Consider the following 22,436-nt stretch of genomic DNA (forward strand, 5'->3'; position numbering starts at 1 on the left):
CCGACCATGTCTCGTTCCGAAACCCTGTTTGCCAATGCCCAGAAACACATTCCCGGTGGCGTGAACTCGCCTGTGCGCGCGTTCAAAAGCGTCGGCGGCACCCCGCTGTTCTTCAAACACGCTGAAGGCGCCTACGTTACCGACGAAGACGACAAGCGCTATGTGGATTACGTCGGCTCCTGGGGGCCGATGATTCTCGGCCATAGCCATCCGGACGTGCTGGACGCGGTGCGCAAACAACTGGCACACGGTTTGTCCTATGGCGCCCCGACCGCGATGGAAACCGAGATGGCAGACCTGGTCTGCTCGATCGTGCCGTCGATGGAAATGGTGCGTATGGTCAGCTCCGGCACCGAAGCGACCATGAGCGCGATCCGTCTGGCCCGTGGCTTCACCGGCCGCGACAGCATCATCAAGTTTGAAGGCTGCTACCACGGCCACTCCGACAGCCTGCTGGTCAAGGCCGGCTCTGGCGCGCTGACCCAAGGCGTACCGAGCTCGGCCGGCGTGCCGGCAGCCTTTGCCAAACACACCTTGACCCTGCCGTTCAACGACATCAACGCGGTAGAAACCATGCTCGCCGAAGTCGGCCAGGACGTGGCGTGCATCATCGTTGAGCCAGTGGCCGGCAACATGAACTGCGTACCGCCAGCGCCAGGCTTCCTCGAAGGCCTGCGGACACTGTGCGACAAGCACGGCGTAGTGCTGATTTTCGACGAAGTGATGACTGGTTTCCGCGTTGCCCTCGGCGGAGCCCAGGCTTACTACGGCGTAACGCCGGACCTGAGCACCTTCGGCAAAATCATCGGTGGCGGCATGCCCGTTGGCTGCTTCGGCGGCAAACGCGAAATCATGCAGCACATTGCGCCGCTGGGCCCGGTGTACCAGGCCGGCACGTTGTCGGGCAACCCGCTGGCCATGGCCGCCGGCCTGACCACTTTGCGCTTGATCAGCCGTCCGGGTTTCCACGCCGAACTGACCGACTACACCACGCGTCTGCTCGACGGCCTGCAACAACGCGCCGATGCCGCGGGCATTCCGTTCGTGACCACGCAAGCCGGTGGCATGTTCGGCCTGTATTTCAGTGGCGCCGACGATATCGTGACGTTCGATGACGTGATGGCGAGCGATGCCGCCCTGTTCGGCCGCTTCTTCCACTTGATGCTCGAAGGCGGGGTTTACCTGGCGCCGAGCGCGTTCGAAGCCGGCTTCACCTCGATCGCTCATGGCGAAACCGAGTTGAAACTGACACTGGACGCTGCCGAGCGTGCATTCGCCGCATTGAAATAACGTTTTGCTGCTGACGTTGGCGACTGCCGACGTCAGCTTTCACCTACATCCGCACTGTTATTCCGACGCTTGCGCTAATAATCCCCCGCAAATTGGGCGATATATTCCCCACGCAGCAGAAAAACGAGTAAAGACTTTGTAAGGTTGGCCCTGCTTATTTCATAATGCGCGCTTATTGGATCCCCTCGATGGGTCCGCGCGCCCTTCAGAGGTAAGTCGATTCTCATGAACCGCACCGGCCGCGCCCTTGCAATGGGCTGCCTGTTGCTCCTTCAGCCCCTGCTCGCGCTCGCACAAGCAGGCGGCAACTCGTTGTTAATCCCAGCGATGGGTCGCTGCACCCTCAATACTCAGCCGCAAGACCTGACGCAAGCGCTCGCCGCCTGCCAAAAAGCGTCGGATGAAGGGGATGCGCAAGCGCAATACGAGTTGGGTGAGTTCTACTACGAAGGCAAAAACGCGCCACGCGACCTCAATAAAGCCCTCAGCTATTTCGAAAAAGCCTCGCTGCAAGGCCATGCCCAGGCGCAATTCAAACTCGGCACCATGTTCTTCCATGGCGAAGGTGTGCCGGCCAATAACGTCCAGGCTTACATTCTGCTGAAAATGGCGGCGGTCAACGGCGCTGAAGAGGCGCTGGACACCGCCGACGAAGTCACCGAGAAAATGCCGCGCGAAGAGCTGGAAGTCGCCACCCAGGTACTGGGGCAAATTTTCCGTAAATACCTGATGGAATTGCAGAGCGCCGATGGGCGTACGCCGTTTTCGCCTCTTCCCTGATTTCTTTACCGACCTCTCTGACGCAATCGCGGGCAAGCCTTGCTCCTACAAGAGCAGTGGTGAACCTGTAGGAGCAAGGCTTGCCCGCGATTGTGTCACCTCGGTTTCAATGCCTACTTTTCAGGCATCGGCATCGGAAACGGCATGACATTGCCGACCGCGCCACGGGCTTCGCTGATTTTCGGCGTACCCAGACGCTCTACCTCATCGATGCGCACAATCGAATGCATCGGCACAAAGCTGCGCACAACGCCTTCAAACTGAGCCTTGAGCTTCTCTTCGCTCGGATCGACGACCACTTGCGTGCGCTCGCCAAAGACGAACTCTTCCACTTCCAGAAACCCCCACAGATCACTTTGGTAGATCTGCTTGGCATACATTTCGTACACCTGGCCCTGGTTGAGGAAAATCACCTTGTAGATTGGGGCTTCACGTTTGGTCATGGCGGGCGGGCAACACATCGGGGATAAAAATGAGGGCGCGAACTATAGCATAGCCACCGGACGCACAACGGTAGGAACCTTGGGACATGTTCCCTATAATGCGCGGTTCTTTGAATCACGTGATGACTGTATCCATGGCCAAGAAGCTTTACATCGAAACCCACGGTTGCCAGATGAACGAGTACGACAGCTCGCGCATGGTCGACTTGCTGGGTGAACACCAGGCCCTGGAAGTCACTGCTCGCGCTGAAGATGCCGACGTGATCCTGCTCAACACCTGCTCCATTCGCGAACGCGCCCAGGACCGGGTGTACTCCCAGCTCGGCCGCTGGCGTGAACTGAAACTCGCCAACCCTGAAATGGTGATCGCCGTCGGTGGTTGCGTGGCCAGTCAGGAAGGCGCCGCCATCCGCGATCGTGCCCCGTACGTCGACGTGGTGTTCGGCCCGCAAACCCTGCACCGCCTGCCGGAAATGATCGACGCTGCTCGCGCCACCAAACTGCCGCAAGTCGACGTCTCGTTCCCGGAAATCGAAAAATTCGACCATTTGCCAGAACCGCGCATCGACGGCCCGAGCGCCTATGTCTCGGTGATGGAAGGCTGCAGCAAGTACTGCACGTTCTGCGTGGTGCCGTACACCCGCGGTGAAGAAGTCAGCCGCCCGTTCGACGACGTGATTGCCGAGATCATCCACCTGGCCGAAAACGGCGTACGTGAAGTGACGCTGCTGGGTCAGAACGTCAACGGTTATCGCGGCACCACCCATGACGGTCGCCTGGCCGATCTGGCCGAGCTGATTCGTGTCGTGGCCGCTGTCGATGGCATCGACCGGATTCGCTACACCACGTCGCACCCGCTGGAGTTCTCCGACAGCCTGATCCAGGCCCACGCCGATGTGCCGGAACTGGTCAAACACCTGCACTTGCCGGTGCAGTCGGGTTCGGACCGGATTCTCGCGGCAATGAAACGGAACCACACCGCGCTGGAATACAAATCCAAACTGCGCAAGCTGCGGGCCGCCGTGCCGGGCATTTGCATCAGTTCGGACTTCATCGTCGGCTTCCCGGGCGAAACCGAGAAAGACTTCGAACAAACGATGAAGCTGATCGAAGACGTCGGCTTCGACTTTTCCTACTCGTTCGTCTACAGCCAGCGCCCGGGCACCCCAGCGGCCGACCTGGCCGACGAGACGCCGGAAGAGCTGAAAAAAGAGCGACTGAATGCCCTGCAACATCGCCTGAACCAGCAAGGTTTCGAGATCAGCCGACAAATGGTCGGTTCGGTCCAGCGGATTCTGGTCACCGACTATTCGAAAAAAGACCCCGGCGAGCTGCAAGGCCGGACCGAGAATAACCGTATCGTCAACTTCCGCTGCGACAATCCAACGCTGATCGGACAGTTCGCCGACGTGCACATTGACGCCGCACAACCGCACTCGCTGCGGGGCTCGCTGATCCAGTAACACTGCGCATCACTGTAGAAGCCGAGCTTGCTCGCGATGGCGCCAAGTCAGACAACTTAAAGGTTGAATGCCAGACAGCCATCGCGAGCAAGCTTTGCTCCTACGGGGCGGTGTTTGAAAATGGGATATTTAAGAGCTTTCGCACCCAAGCCACTGGCGTTATCCTTGATTTCATCTTAATTGCCCCAGGGCGGCTAAATACGACCTTGAACGCACCCATAGAACCGCATCGTTTCATCCTCGAGCCCTTTGAGGCTCGCCGCTTCGCCAATCTGTGCGGGCAATTCGACGAGCATTTGCGCTTGATCGAACAGCGCCTGACCATCGAGATCCGCAATCGCGGAAACCAGTTCGAATTGATCGGCGAGCCCAAACACACCACCTCCGCGGAAAACCTCCTGCGCCGCCTGTACCGGGAAACCAAAGGTACCGAGCTGTCGCCGGACATGGTTCACCTGTTCCTGCAGGAATCGGCCGTCGAAGAGCTGGATAACCACTCCCCTGCCGAACCCTCCGTCGCACTGCGCACCAAAAAAGGCATGATTCGCCCTCGTGGCTTGAATCAAGTGCGCTATGTGAAGGAAATTCTCGGTAACGACATCAATTTCGGCATTGGCCCTGCCGGTACCGGCAAGACCTACCTGGCCGTTGCCTGCGCGGTAGACGCGCTGGAGCGTGAACAGATTCGCCGCATCCTGCTGGTGCGCCCGGCGGTTGAGGCGGGCGAAAAGCTTGGCTTCCTGCCCGGCGACTTGTCGCAGAAGATCGACCCGTACCTGCGCCCGCTCTATGACGCGCTCTACGAAATGCTCGGCTTCGAACACGTCGCCAAGCTGATCGAGCGCCAGGTCATCGAAGTTGCGCCGCTGGCTTACATGCGCGGTCGCACGCTGAACAACAGTTTCATCATCCTCGACGAAAGCCAGAACACCACCGTCGAGCAGATGAAGATGTTCCTGACCCGTATCGGCTTTGGGTCCACCGCGGTCATCACCGGCGACATCACCCAGGTCGACTTGCCGAAAGGCACCAAGTCCGGGCTGCACCATGTGATCGAGGTGCTCAAAGACGTGCCGGGCATCAGCTTCACCCATTTCATGCCCAAGGACGTTGTGCGCCATCCACTGGTGCAGCGCATCGTCGAAGCCTACGAGCGCTTCGAAAATCGCGTGACCGAAGAAGCCCCGAAGGACAACCGCCGCGATGCTTGAGCTTGATCTGCAACTAGCGACACAAGCGTCCGCCCCCAGCGAAGCCGAGTTCCGCCAATGGTGCGAACTGGCCCTGCGCCAGCGCACTGCCGATTCAGAAATGACCATTCGACTGGTCGATGAAGAAGAAGGCCGAGAACTGAATCACACCTGGCGGCAAAAGGATTACGCCACCAACGTGCTGTCGTTCCCCGCCGATGTGCCCGACGAGTTTCTGGACATCCCGTTGCTGGGCGATCTGGTGATCTGCGTGGCCGTGGTCGAGCGCGAAGCCGCCGAGCAAGGCAAGGCACTCAAGGCCCATTGGGCACATCTGGTCATTCACGGCTGCTTGCATCTGCTGGGTTACGACCATATAGATGACGACGAAGCCGAAGAAATGGAAGCACTGGAACGAACGTTGCTTGCAGAGTTGGGCTATCCCGACCCTTATGCGGACGACGAAACCGAAACATCCCCTATCGTTACAACAAAGGATTCAGAGTAATCGCTATGAGCGAAGATCGATCGAGCAACGGGCAGAAGTCTTGGCTGGGTAAGCTCACCCAGGCTTTTGCCCACGAGCCGAAAAACCGTCAGGAGCTGCTGGAGCTCCTGCGCGATGCACACCAGAACAAGTTGCTGGACAGCGAAGCGCTGGCCATCGTCGAAGGCGCCATCCAGGTTGCGGACCTGCAAGTACGGGACATCATGGTCCCGCGCTCGCAAATGGTCAGCATCAAGGCGACCCAGACACCTCGCGAGTTCCTGCCTGCCGTGGTTGACTCGGCCCACTCCCGCTACCCGGTGATCGGCGAAAGCCACGATGACGTGATGGGCGTGCTGCTGGCCAAGGACTTGCTGCCGTTGATCCTCAGGGAGAACGGCGACAGCTTCAACATCAAGGACCTGCTGCGCCCGGCCACCTTCGTGCCCGAGTCCAAGCGCCTTAACGTGCTGCTGCGTGAGTTTCGTGCCAACCACAACCACATGGCCATCGTCATCGACGAATACGGCGGTGTGGCTGGCCTGGTGACCATCGAAGACGTGCTGGAGCAAATTGTCGGCGACATCGAGGACGAGCACGACGTCGAAGAAGACAGCTACATCAAGCCGCTGCCCAGCGGTGACTTCCTGATCAAGGCCCTGACGCCGATTGAAAACTTCAACGAGTTCTTCGACAGCGAATTCTCCGACGATGAGTTTGATACCGTCGGTGGTTTGGTGATGAGCGCGTTCGGGCACTTGCCAAAGCGCAACGAAATCACTGAAATCGGCCCTTATCGTTTCCGCATCCTGAATGCCGACAGCCGTCGAATTCACCTGCTGCGCCTGACTCCAATTGCCCGTTAAGGACTGACATGCTCCGCGTAACCCGCCCCGGCTGGCCCGGTAACCTGCTGGCCGTGGCGGCCGGTGCACTCACCACCCTGGCGCTGGCGCCGTTCGACATCTGGCCACTGGCATTGCTGGCGGTCGGTTTCTTTTATGCCGGCTTGCGTGAACTGAACCCTCGCCAGGCGCTGGGCCGTGGCTGGTGTTTTGGTTTCGGCCTGTTTGGCGCCGGTACCAGCTGGATCTACTACAGCATTCACAACTTCGGCGGCGCTTCGGTATTGCTGGCCGGCTTGCTGATGCTGGCGTTCACCGCGGCGATTGCCTGGTTCTTTGCCCTGCCTGCCTGGATCTGGGCGCGCTGGCTGCGTCGCAACGAAGCGCCGCTGGCCGATGCCTTGGCCTTTGCGGCGTTGTGGGTCGATCAGGAAGCGTTTCGCGGCTGGTTCCTCACCGGTTTCCCGTGGCTTTACTCCGGTTACAGCCAGCTTAATGGCCCGCTGGCCGGGCTCGCGCCACTGGGCGGGATGTGGCTGGTGTCGTTCACCCTTGCGTTGACGGCGGCACTGATTTACAACGCCTCGCGCCTGATCAAGACAGGTCGCAAAGGCTTCATCGCAGCCGGTGTGTTGCTGTTGATCGGCCCTTGGGCTGTCGGCATTGCGCTCAAAGGTCACGCCTGGACCAGCCCATCCGGTCCAGCGCTGAGCGTTGCGGCGATTCAAGGCAATATCGAACAAAGCATGAAGTGGGACCCGGCGCAGCTTAACGCGCAACTGGAGCTGTACCGCGACATGAGCTTTACCTCCAAACGCGTCGACCTGCTGATCTGGCCGGAAACCGCCGTTCCGGTGCTCAAGTCGTCCGCCGAAGGCTACCTGAACATGATGGGCGATTTCGCCGCCGATCGTAAATCCGCGCTGATTACCGGTGTGCCGGTGCGCATGGAAGTACGCCATGAGAAGCGCTTCTTCAACGGCATCACCGTGGTTGGCGAAGGTGATGGCACCTACCTCAAGCAGAAACTGGTGCCGTTCGGCGAATACGTGCCGTTGCAGGATGTGCTGCGCGGACTGATCGCGTTCTTCGACCTGCCTATGTCCGATTTCGCCCGAGGCCCCTCCGATCAGCCGATGCTGCAGGCCAAGGGTTATCAGATTGCGCCGTTCATCTGCTACGAAGTGGTCTACCCGGAATTCGCCGCCAGCCTCGCGGCTCGCAGCGATTTGTTGCTGACCATCAGCAATGACACCTGGTTCGGCACCTCCATCGGCCCGCTGCAACATTTGCAGATGGCGCAGATGCGCGCGCTTGAGGCGGGCCGCTGGATGATCCGCGCCACCAACAATGGCGTGTCCGGCCTGATCAACCCGTTTGGCCAGATTACTGCGCAGATCCCACAGTTCGAACGCGGCATCCTGTACGGCGAAGTCGTACCGATGCACAACCTGACGCCGTACCTGCAATGGCGCTCGTGGCCGCTGATCATTGTTTGCGTGCTGTTGTTTGGCTGGGCGTTGGTTGCCAGCCGGATGGCGAAAACCGTTTAAGTATTGCGGCGCCTGAAAAATTCGCAGCCTCGTTGCACTCGACAGCTCCTACAGAGAACGCAATCCCCTGTAAGAGCTGTCGAGTGAAACGAGGCTGCGATCTTTTGATCTTCAGCGGTAAAACATCGAATACCCGACCTGCCCCACCGCCTCGTTCAGCAATTGACCGGATTGCCAGATCGACTTGAATTCCGGCATCCAGCCACCCAGCGGTCGCGCATTGTCCACGCCTAAAAAGCCCACCGGCGCGGGCACCACTTCAAATCCTGCCTTCTGGAAACTCCAGACAGATCGCGGCATGTGCCAGGCATGGGTCACGACCACCACCCGCTTGATCCCTTGGGGCAATAACACCTCGGCACTGAACTGCGCGTTCTCCCACGTCGTGCGGCTGCGTCCTTCCTGCCAGCGCACCGACACGCCGAAATCATCCAGCAGCGAGTCCGCCATCATCTTCGCTTCAGTCGGCGGCGTGCCGTAGTGCAGGCCACCACTGGTCAGAATCGGCAAACCGGACGCCTTGGCCAGCCGCGCGGCATAACGCTCACGCTCGAGGCCATTGCCAGTTGGCTGGTCAGTCCCCCAGGCAATATCGCCACGTTCACGTCCAGAGCCCAACACCACAATCGCGTCCGCGCGCTGCGCCAGGGTCGCCCATTCGTCGAACGCCAACGGTGGGTTTCGCTCCAGCGCCCTGGCACTCCACTCCACCATCACCGGCAAGCTCATCAGCCAGAAGCCGCCGGCCCCCAATACGAAGCAGGCAGCCGCAAGCCTTGGCCTTGAGCGGCGCAACCACCACGCAAGAACAAGCAACAGCAAAAGAATGCCGGGAGGCAACAAAAGTTGTTTCACAAAATAACGAAAAGGCATCGAGCATCTCCTGAGATGCCCGAAGCCTAAGTGGGTTGACGCAATGCGACAAGAAATGCGCGAAGACTATGCTTTAAAAAACCACGTTTCATGGCGTGGAGCCGTTACTTGAATTGCAGGGACCGGGCCTTTACCGCGTCCTTGCCCGGGACTTTATCCTTGAGCCAGATGATTTTGGCCGAACGTGGTGCGTCGAGTTGCTTCACTGCTGCTGACAAGCATCCGTGTGTTTCACGTTCACTGCGATCCAGATAGGCTTTGACCAATTCAAACTCTGCGGGGCTAAGGCCGCGCAACTCCAGCTCCAAGGGACGCTCATCGCGCAGCCGGCCTGCAGTTTTTGCAGCATCCAGGGCCATTCCCAGACGATCGATCAGTCGTTCGTACAACTCCGGTTTTGTGACTTTTTGCTGTGACTCAACCATCCCTCACCTCATTGGAAGATAAGACCTACTCCCCATTTAGAGCTTAGCTTCCATGGACAAACCGGCTGAACGCCGCGACCAACGGCCCTCGCAGCTGTTTTTGAAGGACGCACGGCAGTAATCAGGGTTTCCCTCGGTAGAGCGCGGTCATGTATGCTACGGCGCTTCCTGTAACTCCACTTCCAGCTCGTCTGGGCACCGAAACGCCGATTTGGCGTGTTCACCGTCCAGCGTTGCATTGAAGAGGATTAGGCCACCCCTATTCAGTTCAAAAGTAGCCATGCACGAACAATATCAGCCCCGTGAAATCGAAGTCGCCGCCCAGTCATTCTGGGACGAGCAAAAGTCCTTTGAAGTCAGTGAACAGCCAGGCAAGGAGACTTTCTACTGCCTGTCGATGTTCCCTTACCCCAGCGGCAAACTACACATGGGGCACGTGCGCAACTACACCATCGGCGACGTGATCTCCCGCTACCAGCGCATGCAAGGCAAAAACGTTCTGCAACCCATGGGTTGGGACGCCTTCGGCATGCCGGCGGAAAACGCCGCGATGAAGAACAACGTAGCGCCCGCCAAGTGGACCTACGAAAACATCGCCTACATGAAAAGCCAGCTGCGCAGCCTGGGCCTGGCGGTGGACTGGTCGCGCGAAGTGACCACCTGCAAGCCCGATTACTACCGCTGGGAACAATGGCTGTTCACTCGCCTGTTCGAAAAAGGCGTGATTTACAAGAAAAGCGGCACCGTGAACTGGGACCCGGTCGACCAGACCGTTCTGGCTAACGAGCAGGTGATCGACGGTCGCGGCTGGCGTTCCGGCGCGCTGATCGAAAAGCGCGAGATCCCGATGTATTACTTCAAGATCACCGCTTACGCGGATGAGCTGCTGGAAAGCCTCGACGACCTTCCGGGCTGGCCTGAACAGGTCAAGACCATGCAGCGCAACTGGATCGGCAAATCGCGCGGCATGGAAGTGCAGTTCCCGTACAACGTCGATTCCATCGGCGAAACCGGCGCGCTGAAAGTCTTCACCACCCGTCCGGACACCCTGATGGGCGCGACTTACGTTGCCGTGGCTGCCGAACACCACCTGGCGACCCTGGCCGCACAGAACAACCCTGAGCTGCAAGCGTTCATCGCTGAATGCAAGGGCGGCAGCGTGGCTGAAGCCGACGTCGCCACTCAAGAGAAAAAAGGCCTGCCGACCTCGCTTTTCGTCGAGCACCCGCTGACCGGTGAAAAACTGCCGGTGTGGGTCGCCAACTATGTGCTGATGCACTACGGCGATGGCGCGGTCATGGCTGTGCCGGCCCACGACGAACGTGATTTCGAGTTCGCTACCAAGTACAACCTGCCGATCAAGTCCGTGGTGCGCACAAGCTCTGGCGACACCCACCCTGCCCCATGGCAAGACGCCTATGGCGAGCACGGCACGCTGATCAACTCCGGTGAGTTCGACGGTCTGGACTTCGCAGGCGCGTTCGACGCCATTGAAGTGGCGCTGATCAAGAAAACCCTCGGCGCCTCACGCACCCAGTTCCGCCTGCGCGACTGGGGCATCAGCCGCCAGCGCTACTGGGGCTGCCCGATCCCGATCATCCACTGCAACACTTGCGGTGATGTGCCGGTGCGGGAAGACCAGTTGCCTGTGGTACTGCCGGAAGACGTCGTGCCGGACGGCGCGGGTTCGCCACTGGCGCGCATGCCCGAGTTCTACGAGTGCAGCTGCCCGAAATGCGGCCAGCCTGCCAAGCGTGAAACCGACACCATGGACACCTTCGTCGAGTCCTCGTGGTACTACGCCCGTTACGCCTCGCCGCACTATGAAGGTGGCCTGGTAGAAAAAACCGCGGCTGACCACTGGCTGCCGGTGGATCAGTACATCGGCGGTATCGAGCACGCGATTCTTCACCTGCTCTACGCACGCTTCTTCCACAAGCTGATGCGCGACGAAGGCCTGGTGAGCTCCAACGAGCCGTTCAAGAACCTGCTGACCCAGGGCATGGTGATCGCCGAGACTTACTATCGTCGCGAAGCCAACGGCGCTTACACCTGGTTCAACCCGGCGGACGTCGAACTTGAGCGTGACAGCAAGGCCAAGGTTATCAGCGCCAAGTTGAAAGCTGACGGCTTGCCGGTGGAAATCGGCGGCACCGAGAAGATGGCCAAGTCGAAGAACAACGGCGTCGACCCACAGTCGATGATCGACCAGTTCGGCGCAGACACCTGCCGCCTGTTCATGATGTTCGCCTCGCCACCCGACATGAGTGCGGAATGGTCTGACTCCGGCGTCGAAGGTTCGCACCGTTTCCTCAAGCGCGTCTGGCGTCTGGCTCAAGCACACGTCACCCAGGGCCTGCCGGGCAAGCTGGACATCGCCGCCCTGAACGACGAGCAGAAAGCCGTTCGCCGCTCGATCCACCTGGCTATCAAGCAAGCGAGCCAGGACGTCGGCCAGAATCACAAATTCAACACCGCCATCGCCCAGGTGATGACGCTGATGAACGTGCTGGAAAAGGCTGCACAAGCCACCGAACAGGATCGCGCTCTGATTCACGAAGGTCTGGAAACCGTGACGCTGCTGCTGGCTCCAATCACGCCGCACATCAGCCACGAGCTGTGGAATCAACTGGGCCACGCTGCCCCTGTGATCGACGCCGGCTGGCCGGCGGTGGATGACAGCGCGTTGGTACAAGACAGCTTGCAGCTGGTGATTCAGGTCAACGGCAAGCTGCGTGGCCACATCGAAATGCCGGCCAGTGCCACCCGCGAAGAAGTCGAAGCCGCTGCACGAGCCAATGAAAACGTGCTGCGTTTTGTCGACGGCCTGACTATTCGCAAAGTGATCGTCGTGCCCGGGAAACTGGTCAACATCGTCGCCAGCTAATTGGATCAGGCGCCGGGCCATGCCCGGCGCCGAGTAAAACCTTTCGGGCCGCAAGATCGGCCCACATGGTTTCAAGGGGAGCAACAAAATGATCAAACGCAATCTGCTGGTGATGGGCCTTGCGGTCCTGTTGAGCGCCTGCGGTTTCCAGCTGCGCGGCACCGGCACCACTGAACTGGCGATCAAGGAGCTCGACGTGAGCGCCCGCAATGCCTACGGCCAAACCGTGGTGCAACTGCGTCAGCTGCTGGAAAGCAGCGGCGTCAAGGTCTACATCGGCGCGCCTTACAAATTGGTGCTGACCGACGAGCAGGAAAGCCAGCGCATTCTCAGCTACGCAGGTGCCGGCCGTACTGGCGAGTATGAAATAACCACCGTCCTGAACTACGACATTCGTGGCGCACATGACATGCCACTGTTGAGCGATAAAATCCAGGTACAAAAGATCTTTTTGCACGACGGCAACAACCTGGTGGGTTCCGATCAGGAAGCCTCCTCAGCCCGTGTAGAAACCCGTCGCGAACTGATTCAACGCATGATGCTGCGCCTGCAGCAGATCACGCCAACCCAGCTGGATCAGTTGCAACAGACTGCCGAAGCCAAGGCCAAGGCCGAAGCACAGGCGCTGGAAGCCGCTCAGAAGGCTGAAGCGAATACTCCGCGCCAGTCGCCTGTCCAGATCCCGCAACAGTAAGACTTTCGGGGCGCTCCGGCGTCCCGTTGGCCCTCTCTTATGAAACTTGCCCCCGCCCAACTCGGTAAACACCTGCAAGGTGCCCTCGCGCCCGTCTACATCATCAGCGGCGATGACCCGTTGCTGTGTCAGGAAGCGGCCGATGCCATTCGTGCAGCCGCCCGCCAGCAAGGCTTTGACGAACGTCAGGTCTTTGCCGCCGACGCCAGTTTCGACTGGGGTACGTTGTTGCAAGCCGGTGCAAGCATGTCGTTGTTCGCCGAAAAGCGCTTGCTGGAACTGCGCCTGCCCTCCGGTAAACCCGGTGACAAAGGCGCCGCCGCGTTCATCGAGTACTGCTCTCGCCCGGCCGAAGACACGATATTGCTGATCAGCTTGCCCAAGCTCGATGGCAGTGCGCAGAAGACCAAGTGGGGCAAGGCGCTGGTCGAAGGCCAGCACACGCAGTTCGTGCAAATCTGGCCGGTGGATGCCAATCAGTTGCCAAGCTGGATCCGCCAGCGCCTGTCTCAGGCCGGGTTGTCGGCCAACCAGGACGCGGTCGAATTGATTGCCGCCCGCGTCGAGGGCAACCTGCTTGCCGCCGCGCAGGAAATCGAAAAGCTGAAATTGATGGCCGAAGGTGGGCAGATCACCGTCGAAACCGTACAGGCCGCCGTGGCCGACAGTGCGCGGTTCGACGTATTCGGCCTGACCGACGCGATCCTCAATGGCGAAGCGGCCCACGCCTTGCGCATGCTCGAAGGGCTGCGCGGTGAGGGTGTCGAACCTCCGGTGATTCTCTGGGCGCTGGCCCGGGAACTGCGCCTGCTGGCCAACCTGTCACTGCAATACAGCCAGGGTGTGCCACTGGACAAAGCCTTCAGCCAGGCTCGACCGCCCGTCTGGGACAAACGCAAACCGCTGATGAGCAAGGCCCTGCAACGCTATTCGGCGCAACGCTGGGCGCAGCTGCTGCTGGAGGCCCAGCGCATCGATGCGCAAATCAAAGGCCAAGCAGCGGGTTCGCCATGGATGAGCCTCAGTCGACTGTCTTTGTTGATGGCCGGCCAACGCCTGACCTTACCCGCCGAATAAACACGCCCTTGTAGCAGCTGGCGAAGCCTGCGTCCGGCTGCGCAGCAGTCGTAAACTCTGAATCCACTATTCCTGAAGAAACTCATTGCTTGATTTGGCGACTGCTGCGCGGCCGGACGCAGGCTTCGCCAGCTGCTACAGGTTCTGTGATCAGCGAAAGGTCCTACACGTCCCGGGGACTAGACAGAACCCCAACTTCGGCCGATGATTTGCCCCGCAAAACCCACTCACTAGCGAGAAATCATCATGAGCAAAAAGCCATCAAAGCATGGCCCCAACAAGGCCAAATCCATCATCGCCCAGCCACTGTTCCGCAGCCGTCAGGAACGAGCCGGCAAGGGCAAAGGCAGCTACCGCCGCGAAGCCTTCCAGTCTAATAGCTGGGAGGCTTCTTACTTTCTGGCTGCTTAAAGCAGAACACCCCTTCTACATGTTAAGGTCTGCACCTGAATCGATTGCCCTGGACCTGTGCATGCCCCTTTGTCTTTCCCGTCGTTGGCCCGTTCGCCAATTGATCGCTGCCTCCAGCCTCATTTTGCTTGTCGCCTGCGCGGAAAAACCAACCGCCGCCGACGCCCAACCGCTGCAATCCCAGCCTGTCGCGACAGCCCCAGCGGTCATTCCGCCCGTGGTGCCGACCGGTGAAAATCTCGATATCCAGCCCACCCAGACGTTCGCCGAATGGCAGGCGGGATTCCGTAAAGACGCGCTGGCCGCCGGTATCCGCGCCGATCTGTTCGACCGCGCCTTTGCCGATGTCAGCTTCGACCCGAGCGTGATCCGGGCCGACCGCAGCCAACCGGAGTTTTCCCGCCCGGTATGGGAATACCTCGACGGCGCCCTTTCTCCGCTGCGAGTACGTAAAGGCCAAGCGCTGATCAGCGAAAACGCGGCCATCCTGCAAAGCATCGAACAGCGCTATGGCGTCGACCGCCAGGCACTGGTGTCGGTGTGGGGCATGGAGAGTAACTTCGGTCAGTTCCAGGGCAGCAAGTCGGTCATCAACTCCCTGGCGACGCTGGCGTATGAAGGCCGACGCCCGGGCTTTGCCCACGATCAACTGATCGCCGCCCTGCAAATCCTGCAACAGGGCGATATAACCCCCGAGAAAATGCTCGGTTCCTGGGCCGGCGCCATGGGTCAGACCCAGTTCATCCCGACGACTTACAACACCCACGCGGTCGACTTCGATGGTGACGGGCGCCGTGACATCTGGAACAGCCCCGCCGACGCCCTCGCTTCGACCGCGCATTACCTGCAAAGCTCCGGCTGGCAGAAAGGCCAGCCATGGGGCTTCGAAGTGCAACTGCCAGGCAGTTTCAACTACGTTCTGGCCGATGGCACGATTCGCAAAAGTGTCGCCGAGTGGATGCAACTGGGGGTTTCGCTGCCCGCTGGCGCTCGGGTCCCGCCAGGCTCTGAACACCTTTCTGCGGCCCTGCTGCTGCCGGCCGGTTACCGTGGCCCGGCATTTCTGGTGCTCGACAACTTCCGCGCGATTCTCAAGTACAACAACTCGTCGTCCTATGCGTTGGCGGTGAGTCTGTTGTCCGAACGCTTCAATGGTGCGGGGCTGATCAGCGGCACTTGGCCGAAAGATGATTTGCCATTGAGCCGTACCGAGCGCATGGAACTGCAAAGCCTGCTGAGTGCCCAGAACTACGATGCGGGCACCCCTGACGGGATTATCGGCGCCAACACCCGCAAGGCAATCCGCAGCGCCCAGCAGTCGTTTGGCTGGCCGGCGGACGGGTATCCGACGCACAAGTTGCTGGAAGGGTTGCGTAACCGCTAGTCAGCCGTATGGCGACTGCCGCCTTCGCGAGCAAGCTCGCACATTGGATTTGTGAACGACACAAAACCTGTGGGAGCTTGCTCGCGATGACTGACCATCAGGCGACGAAACTCTAGCGCCTGACCACCACATCCTGCTCCAACACCAACACCCTGTTCCCCGCATCCAGCTTGACCAACGCCCCCATCGGCAGCGTCAGGTTCGGGTCGCAATGCCCACTGCGCCATCCGGCCAGCACGGGTATCCGCAACGGCTCGAACGTCTGCTTGAGCAACCGCTCCAGCGCCGCCGGCTCGACCCCCGCGATATCTCCCACCAGCACCCCGCGCAGCTTGCCCAGCGTTCCGGCCAGACGCAGATGGGTCAGTAGCCGGTCGATGCGATACAACGGCTCGTTGATGTCCTCGATCAACAGGATGACGCCCTCGGCCTCCAGCTCGTAAGGCGTGCCCATGGTCGCGGCGATCATCGACAGGTTGCCCCCCAGCAAGCGCCCATGCGCGACGCCGGGTTCGATAGTGGTCAACGGGTAAGCCGCCGGATGAGCCAACACGCTGCCGGCCTTCACCTGCCCACGGAGCATGTTGAAAAACGAAGACTCGGTCGGTTTTTGCTTGTCGCCCAACAAGTCGGCATTGAGCAGCGGGCCATGAAAGGTCACGAAACCGGCATAACGGCTGATCGCCACGTGCAGCGCCGTGATGTCGCTGTAGCCGATGAACGGCTTGGCGTTGTTTTGCAGCAGTTCGAAATCTATGCGGTCGAGCAAACGCGGTGTGCCGTAACCACCCCGCAGGCAGATGATCGCGTCGACCTCGGTGTCGGCGAATGCCGCGTGCAAATCATTGAGCCGCACTTCGTCACTGCCGGCCAGGTAACCGTCCTTTTCATACACCCCGGGATACACCCGCAACGCATAACCGCGAGCGTGCATCCAGGCAATGGCTTTGTCAGTGTCCAGCCCGGCGGGACCTGCTGGTGCAATGACGCCGATCAGCCCTTGCGACGGCAACGCCGGAACAGGTTTATGTGGATACAGCGTATGGGTCGGTCGAACGGTCATCCATGAATCTCCCTGCGTGAACACTTCAGCACACAGTAGTCAGGTACGGGGACAAACAGAAGAGGGTCAGTCGCCCGCAGGTTGCAGGAAAAAACGCTGGCTGGCGTAGGCCAGGCAAAAAAACGCCCGCAAAGCCTGGAAAGCCATGCGGGCGTCTTTTATGTCATCGCCAAATTACAGGGACGACATCAGCTCGGCTTTAACCAGCTTCGCCTGCTCGTCGGCGTGGTACGACGAACGTACCAGCGGGCCGGAAGCGACGTTCTTGAAGCCCATCTTGTAACCTTCCTCGGCGAACCAGGCGAAAGTGTCCGGGTGCACGAAACGCTGCACCGGCAAGTGGCTGCGAGACGGTTGCAGGTATTGGCCCAGCGTCAGCATGTCGATGTCGTGCTCGCGCATGCGCTTCATGACTTCGATGACTTCTTCGTCGGTTTCGCCCAGGCCCAGCATCAAGCCGGACTTGGTTGGAATGTGCGGCATCATTTGCTTGAAACGCTGCAGCAGGGTCAGCGACCACTGGTAATCCGAACCCGGACGCGCTGCTTTGTACAAACGCGGCACGGTTTCCAGGTTGTGGTTGAACACATCCGGTGGCTCGGCCGCGGTGATTTCCAGCGCCACGTCCATACGGCCACGGTAATCCGGGACCAGGGTTTCGAGCTGCACGTTCGGCGACAGTTTGCGGATCTCGCGGATGCAGTCGGCAAAGTGCTGGGCACCGCCGTCACGCAGGTCGTCGCGGTCAACCGAGGTGATCACCACGTACTTCAATTTCAGGTCGGCGATGGCGATGGCCAGGCTTTCCGGCTCGTTCACGTCCAGTGGTTTCGGACGGCCGTGGCCGACGTCGCAGAACGGGCAGCGACGGGTGCAGATGTCGCCCATGATCATGAACGTCGCGGTACCGCCGGAGAAGCACTCGCCCAGGTTCGGGCAGGACGCTTCTTCGCACACGCTGTGCAGCTTGTGTTTACGCAACAGGGCCTTGATGCGGTCGACTTCCGGGGAAACCGGGATGCGTACGCGAATCCAGTCGGGTTTCTTTGGCAGTTCGGTGGTCGGAATGATCTTCACCGGGATACGTGCAACCTTCTCGGCGCCGCGCAGCTTGACGCCGGCTTCAACCTTGGCACGCGGGGCCGGACGCTCGGTGACATCAAGCGTCGGGATCATGGTTTGCACTGCATCAGTAGTCATATCAGTCGATTCCGCCCGTTAGGGTCGTCTGCTCAGCATAGTCGAGGTGTTTGACGAGCTGCGCGCGCAGCCGGGCACTTACCTCGGCAAATTCAATCGATCCTGCGTGATCGCTCAGCTGGGTCATCGCCAGCCCGGCGTAGCCGCAGGGATTAATCCGTCGAAACGGTTCCAGGTTCATGTCCACGTTCAGGGCCAGGCCATGAAAGGAACAACCGTGGCGGATCCGCAGACCCAGAGATGCGATTTTCGCCCCGTTGACGTAGACACCCGGTGCGTCCGGCTTGGCGGCGGCAGTAACGCCGTAGCTGGCCAGTAACTCGATCAGGCATTGCTCCATGCGGCTGACCAGGTCACGCACGCCAAACCCCAGCTTGCGTACGTCCAGTAGCAGATAGGCCACCAGTTGGCCAGGGCCGTGATAGGTCACCTGACCGCCCCGATCAACCTGCACCACCGGAATATCCCCGGGAAGCAGCAGATGCTCGGCCTTGCCAGCCTGCCCCTGGGTGAACACCGGCGGGTGCTCGACCAGCCAGATCTCGTCGGCGGCATCGGTGCCGCGTTCGTTGGTGAAGCGTTGCATGGCATGCCAGACCGGCTCGTAAGCCATCTGGCCGAGCTCACGAAAGCCCAGCGTGCCAGACATCACAGCACCATGTGCACGAAGCCGGTCGCCCGCAGATAGCTGTTGATGTTGTACAGCTGGTCCTGGTCGGTCGCGACGATGTGCAACTGAATGGTGGTGTATTTGCCGTTGCTGCTTTGACGCTCATCGACACGCTCATCGTTGATGGTCGCGTATTTCTTGACGATTTCGATGATCTTGTCTTTGTTGCCGACGCCCGTATCGCAGATCACCTTAACCGGATAATCAACTTGGGGAAATTCGATCTTTGGTGCCTTTACTTCGGTATCGGTCATGGCGTAACGGCCTCGTAAGCGTAAGCCGTGGCGACAGCAAAACCCCGCGCCGGATCAGCACGGGGCCTTGCAGGAGCACACTATCAGTTGAACATGCTGTAGAAGAATAGACGGATGCTATCCCACATGCGGCGGAAGATACCACCCTCCTCGACCGCGTCCAGAGCGATCAGATCGGCGCTGTGCACCACCTTGTCGTCCAGTTTCACTTCGACTTTACCGATCACGTCGCCCTTGGCGATTGGCGCAACCAGTTGCGGGTTCATGGTCATGCTGGCAGCAAGCTTTTTCAGCTGGCCTTTTGGCAGGGTCATGGTCAGGTCTTCAGCCAGGCCGGCCTTGACTTGATTGGTCGCGCCTTTCCAGACAGGGGCCTGAGCCAGCTCGGCGCCTTTCTGATAGAAGGTCTGGGTTTCGAAGAAGCGGAAACCGTAAGTCAGCAGCTTCTGGGTTTCGGCGGCACGAGCCACTTCGCTGTTGGTGCCGAACACCACCGCGATCAGGCGCATGCCATCACGTACGGCCGAAGACACCATGCAGTAGCCGGCTTCATCGGTGTGGCCGGTTTTCAGACCGTCGACGGTCTTGTCGCGCCACAGCAGCAGGTTGCGGTTAGGTTGCTTGATGCCGTTCCAGAAGAACTCTTTCTGCGAGTAGATCGCGTAGTGAGCCGGGTCTTCGTGAATGATCGCGCGAGCCAGCACCGCCATGTCATGAGCCGACGAGTAGTGCTCCGGGTTCGGCAGACCAGTCGGGTTCATGAAGTGGGTGTTGGTCATGCCCAGGTCGGCCACGGTTTTGTTCATCACGTCAGCGAATGCATCTTCGCTGCCGGCGATGTGCTCGGAGAGCGCAACACTGGCGTCGTTACCCGACTGAATGATGATGCCGTGCAGCAGGTCGCTGACAGTAACCTGCGAACCCACCTTGATGAACATCCGCGAACCGCCGGTACGCCAGGCGTTTTCGCTGACGGTCACCGGGTCGTTTTCGCCGATCTGGCCACGACGGATTTCCAGGGTCGCGATGTACGCGGTCATCAGCTTGGTCAGGCTGGCCGGTGGCAGACGCTGGTCACCGTTGTTCTCGACCAGCACGTTGCCGCTGCTGGCATCCATGAGCACATAGGCCTTGGCGGCCAGTTGTGGTGGCGACGGCATCACCTCGACCGCGAAAGCGGCAGGTGAGAGAAGCAGCGGGACTAGCAGGAACAGGCGTTTGGCAAAGGTGGTGATGTTCATCCGTCTCTCGAAATCGCTAATGGAAACTTGCCCAGGGGCAAAACTAATCAAATAACCTTCTAACGGGTTATCGCGTGTTCAGTTGCTCACTCTGTAACCCTTGCCGGGCTTTTGTTCTGTATCGAGCCAACAACCTGGTTCACCCCCCAAAACCGCAGATGAACCGTCAATCAAGTCCTACGTTTACTCTGTTACCACACTTGGCGAACCGAGGTTGGCCATGCGCACACTGTTCTGCACTTGCTGGATTTCACCCGGAGAACCGATCGGCCCCAGGCGCACCCGATGCAGTGTCTGTTGGTTGCGCACTATCGAGCTGATGAACACCGGAGCGCTCACCATCCCGCTGAGCTTCGATCTCAGGAGTTCTGCAGCGTCCGGGTTGGCGAACGCGCCCACCTGCAGATACTGGCCAGAGGCTGGTACAGAAGCGTTTTTTTTTGCATCAAGCTGAACGGGCACGACGGCCGCGGCGTGTTGCTGCGGTGGCGGCGTCCATTGCTCGACGGTGCCGGCCGAGGCCGTAATCACCGGGGCGCTATTTTGCGCGACTTGCGGCTCGTTGAGCATCAAAGGCGCCGGACGGCCTTTTTGTGCCCACCACTGTTGCGGGTCGATACCCTCGACCTTGACCCGCGCGGTGCCGATTTCGGCGTAACCGAGTTTTTTGGCAGCGGCATAGGACAAGTCGATGATGCGGTCCGAATAGAACGGCCCACGGTCGTTGACCCGCAGGATCACGCTCTTGTTGTTGTCCAGGTTGGTCACCCGAACGTAACTTGGCAGTGGCAATGTCTTGTGTGCGGCACTCATGCCGTACAGGTCATACACCTCGCCATTGGCGGTGTTCTGACCGTGAAACTTGGTGCCATACCAGGACGCCGTGCCCGAGGCGACGTAGGTCTTGGATTCTTGCAGCGGGAAATAGGTCTTGCCCAGCACCGTGTACGGGTTGGCCTTGTAAGGACCGCTGTGCAGGGTCGGCGTGGCATCCGGGATGCGCGATACGTCGACATCCCACCACGGCGCGCCATCTTTGTGGGCGCGGTTGATGTCCAGCCCCGGCGTAGCGCGCACGGCAGTGGACGAGGATTTCTGAGCCGGCGCGCGACTGGTCGAGCAACTGGCAAGCAGCACCGCCAATGCGGCGAAAGCCATGAGCTTGAGGGGTTTATCCATAGGCGATGCCCGCATTACTTGACGCCCCGTGCTTGGACCAGCTGCTCAGACAGTTGATGTACGGCCATGGCGTACATCACGCTGCGGTTATAACGCGTGATTGCGTAAAAATTCTTCAGGCCCATCCAGTACTCGGGGCCATTGTCACCTTCAAGGCGGAAAGCCGTGACCGGCATATCATCGCGCAGCGCATCATGACTTGACCACCCTAGAGCCCGCAACTCCCCTGCGGTTTTAGTCGGCTCGATGCCCGTGGTCAACCCTTCGTCCACCTGCTCGCCTCGTACATCGGCGCGGCTGACCACCGGTTCGCCGGCAACCCAGCCGTGAAGCTTGAAGTAACTGGCGACGCTACCAATGGCATCGTCCGGATTGGTCCAGATATTAATGTGACCATCACCATCGAAATCCACCGCATACGCGCGAAAACTGCTCGGCATGAACTGCGGCAAGCCCATGGCGCCTGCGTAGGAACCTTTGAGGGTCAACGGATCGACCTGTTCTTCACGGGCCAGCAGCAAGAACTCACGCAATTCCTTGCGGAAGAATTCGGCACGGGGAGGATAGTCGAAACCCAATGTCGATAACGCGTCGATCACCCGGTAATTACCGGTATTACGGCCGAAAAAGGTTTCAACTCCGATGATCGAGACAATCACCTGGGCCGGCACACCATATTCCTGCTCGGCACGCGCCAGCACTGCTTCGTGCTGACGCCAGAAGTCCACACCACGGGCAATGCGCGCGTCGGTGATGAACATTGGACGGTATTCGTTCCATTGCTTGACCCGTTCGGCGGGCTTGGAGATCGCATCCAGGATCGACTGCTTGCGTTCGGCTTCGCGGAACACGCCCATCAGCTGTTCGCCAGCGAAACCGTAGTCGCGGGTCATTTCACCGACGAATTCGGCCACCTGGGGTGAACCTTCGTAATCGCCGGCCAACGCGTCCTGCGTTATGCCAAGGATGCTTACCAGGCCGACCCATGGCGCGTATCGAGTCGCCCAGCCACGCATTACTTGCATTG

At 59.7% G+C, this 22,436-nt stretch carries 22 protein-coding genes; 12 read left to right on the plus strand and 10 right to left on the minus strand.

The window, feature by feature from the left end; all coding sequences use genetic code 11:
• Positions 1-6 precede the first annotated feature (6 nt).
• A complete protein-coding gene (gene hemL, locus C7534_RS15960; protein ID WP_046028706.1) occupies positions 7-1,290 on the plus strand; it encodes a glutamate-1-semialdehyde 2,1-aminomutase in 1,284 nt (427 codons plus the stop codon).
• A 225-nt stretch (positions 1,291-1,515) separates the two neighbouring features.
• A complete protein-coding gene (locus C7534_RS15965; protein ID WP_077431210.1) occupies positions 1,516-2,070 on the plus strand; it encodes a tetratricopeptide repeat protein in 555 nt (184 codons plus the stop codon).
• 113 nt (positions 2,071-2,183) lie between these two features.
• Here the strand turns inward: C7534_RS15965 and C7534_RS15970 are convergent, their stop codons facing one another.
• The gene (locus C7534_RS15970; RefSeq protein ID WP_007894425.1) at positions 2,184-2,513 is read right to left on the minus strand and encodes a DUF1820 family protein; all 330 of its coding nucleotides are present in this window, start codon (positions 2,511-2,513) and stop codon (positions 2,184-2,186) included.
• Positions 2,514-2,647: 134 nt separating this feature from the next.
• Between C7534_RS15970 and miaB the strand changes: the two genes are divergently transcribed.
• The 5 genes from miaB (at position 2,648) to lnt (ending at position 8,051) form a co-directional block, all read left to right on the plus strand.
• Positions 2,648-3,976, plus strand: coding sequence for a tRNA (N6-isopentenyl adenosine(37)-C2)-methylthiotransferase MiaB (miaB, locus tag C7534_RS15975; protein ID WP_019581336.1), 1,329 nt, complete (start codon positions 2,648-2,650; stop codon positions 3,974-3,976).
• A 206-nt stretch (positions 3,977-4,182) separates the two neighbouring features.
• Entirely contained in the window at positions 4,183-5,187 is a 1,005-nt protein-coding gene (locus C7534_RS15980; protein ID WP_046028708.1) for a PhoH family protein, read from the plus strand.
• The gene (gene ybeY, locus C7534_RS15985) at positions 5,180-5,674 is read left to right on the plus strand and encodes an rRNA maturation RNase YbeY (protein ID WP_109786341.1); all 495 of its coding nucleotides are present in this window, start codon (positions 5,180-5,182) and stop codon (positions 5,672-5,674) included. The genes C7534_RS15980 and ybeY overlap by 8 nt, the downstream gene beginning before the upstream one ends.
• 5 nt (positions 5,675-5,679) lie before the next feature.
• On the plus strand, positions 5,680-6,519 hold the full coding sequence (locus C7534_RS15990) for an HlyC/CorC family transporter (RefSeq protein ID WP_046028710.1): 840 nt from the start codon (positions 5,680-5,682) through the stop codon (positions 6,517-6,519).
• A gap of 8 nt (positions 6,520-6,527) precedes the next feature.
• Entirely contained in the window at positions 6,528-8,051 is a 1,524-nt protein-coding gene (gene lnt / locus C7534_RS15995) for an apolipoprotein N-acyltransferase (RefSeq protein WP_109786342.1), read from the plus strand.
• 111 nt (positions 8,052-8,162) lie between these two features.
• Here the strand turns inward: lnt and C7534_RS16000 are convergent, their stop codons facing one another.
• Positions 8,163-8,924 (minus strand): YdcF family protein, encoded by a 762-nt coding sequence (locus C7534_RS16000; protein WP_109786343.1) that lies wholly within the window; start codon positions 8,922-8,924, stop codon positions 8,163-8,165.
• A gap of 104 nt (positions 8,925-9,028) precedes the next feature.
• The gene (locus C7534_RS16005) at positions 9,029-9,349 is read right to left on the minus strand and encodes a hypothetical protein (RefSeq protein WP_046028713.1); all 321 of its coding nucleotides are present in this window, start codon (positions 9,347-9,349) and stop codon (positions 9,029-9,031) included.
• A 280-nt stretch (positions 9,350-9,629) separates the two neighbouring features.
• On the opposite strand from C7534_RS16005, the gene leuS reads away from it, so the two are divergent.
• The 5 genes from leuS (at position 9,630) to C7534_RS16030 (ending at position 15,802) form a co-directional block, all read left to right on the plus strand.
• Positions 9,630-12,236: a leucine--tRNA ligase gene (gene leuS / locus C7534_RS16010; RefSeq protein ID WP_109786344.1), complete on the plus strand. Its 2,607-nt coding sequence runs from the start codon at positions 9,630-9,632 to the stop codon at positions 12,234-12,236.
• 88 nt (positions 12,237-12,324) lie between these two features.
• On the plus strand, positions 12,325-12,930 hold the full coding sequence (locus C7534_RS16015; RefSeq protein ID WP_109786345.1) for an LPS-assembly lipoprotein LptE: 606 nt from the start codon (positions 12,325-12,327) through the stop codon (positions 12,928-12,930).
• A 39-nt stretch (positions 12,931-12,969) separates the two neighbouring features.
• The gene (holA, locus tag C7534_RS16020; RefSeq protein WP_109786346.1) at positions 12,970-14,007 is read left to right on the plus strand and encodes a DNA polymerase III subunit delta; all 1,038 of its coding nucleotides are present in this window, start codon (positions 12,970-12,972) and stop codon (positions 14,005-14,007) included.
• 246 nt (positions 14,008-14,253) lie between these two features.
• Positions 14,254-14,418 carry an alternative ribosome rescue factor ArfA gene (gene arfA / locus C7534_RS16025; protein ID WP_003176285.1) on the plus strand — a complete coding sequence of 55 codons (165 nt, stop codon included), beginning with the start codon at positions 14,254-14,256 and terminating at the stop codon, positions 14,416-14,418.
• A 61-nt stretch (positions 14,419-14,479) separates the two neighbouring features.
• Entirely contained in the window at positions 14,480-15,802 is a 1,323-nt protein-coding gene (locus C7534_RS16030; RefSeq protein WP_109786347.1) for a lytic murein transglycosylase, read from the plus strand.
• Between the two features lie 112 nt (positions 15,803-15,914).
• Here the strand turns inward: C7534_RS16030 and C7534_RS16035 are convergent, their stop codons facing one another.
• The 7 genes from C7534_RS16035 to mltB all read right to left on the minus strand — a co-directional run bounded on the left by C7534_RS16035 (position 15,915) and on the right by mltB (position 22,434).
• The gene (locus tag C7534_RS16035; protein ID WP_109786348.1) at positions 15,915-16,865 is read right to left on the minus strand and encodes a S66 peptidase family protein; all 951 of its coding nucleotides are present in this window, start codon (positions 16,863-16,865) and stop codon (positions 15,915-15,917) included.
• A 174-nt stretch (positions 16,866-17,039) separates the two neighbouring features.
• Complete coding sequence (gene lipA, locus C7534_RS16040) at positions 17,040-18,065, minus strand: lipoyl synthase (RefSeq protein ID WP_109786349.1); 1,026 nt, start codon at positions 18,063-18,065, stop codon at positions 17,040-17,042.
• Between the two features lies 1 nt (position 18,066).
• Positions 18,067-18,714, minus strand: a complete 648-nt coding sequence (gene lipB / locus C7534_RS16045) for a lipoyl(octanoyl) transferase LipB (RefSeq protein WP_046028719.1) — start codon at positions 18,712-18,714, stop codon at positions 18,067-18,069.
• A complete protein-coding gene (locus C7534_RS16050) occupies positions 18,714-18,989 on the minus strand; it encodes a DUF493 domain-containing protein (protein WP_046028720.1) in 276 nt (91 codons plus the stop codon). The genes lipB and C7534_RS16050 overlap by 1 nt, the downstream gene beginning before the upstream one ends.
• 83 nt (positions 18,990-19,072) lie before the next feature.
• Positions 19,073-20,230, minus strand: a complete 1,158-nt coding sequence (locus C7534_RS16055) for a D-alanyl-D-alanine carboxypeptidase family protein (protein ID WP_046028721.1) — start codon at positions 20,228-20,230, stop codon at positions 19,073-19,075.
• A gap of 183 nt (positions 20,231-20,413) precedes the next feature.
• On the minus strand, positions 20,414-21,424 hold the full coding sequence (locus C7534_RS16060) for a septal ring lytic transglycosylase RlpA family protein (protein ID WP_109786350.1): 1,011 nt from the start codon (positions 21,422-21,424) through the stop codon (positions 20,414-20,416).
• A complete protein-coding gene (mltB, locus tag C7534_RS16065; RefSeq protein ID WP_046028723.1) occupies positions 21,424-22,434 on the minus strand; it encodes a lytic murein transglycosylase B in 1,011 nt (336 codons plus the stop codon). Before mltB ends, C7534_RS16060 begins: the two co-directional genes overlap by 1 nt.
• Positions 22,435-22,436 lie beyond the last annotated feature (2 nt).

The organism is Pseudomonas sp. OV226, assembly GCF_003148705.1.
Lineage (GTDB): Bacteria > Pseudomonadota > Gammaproteobacteria > Pseudomonadales > Pseudomonadaceae > Aquipseudomonas.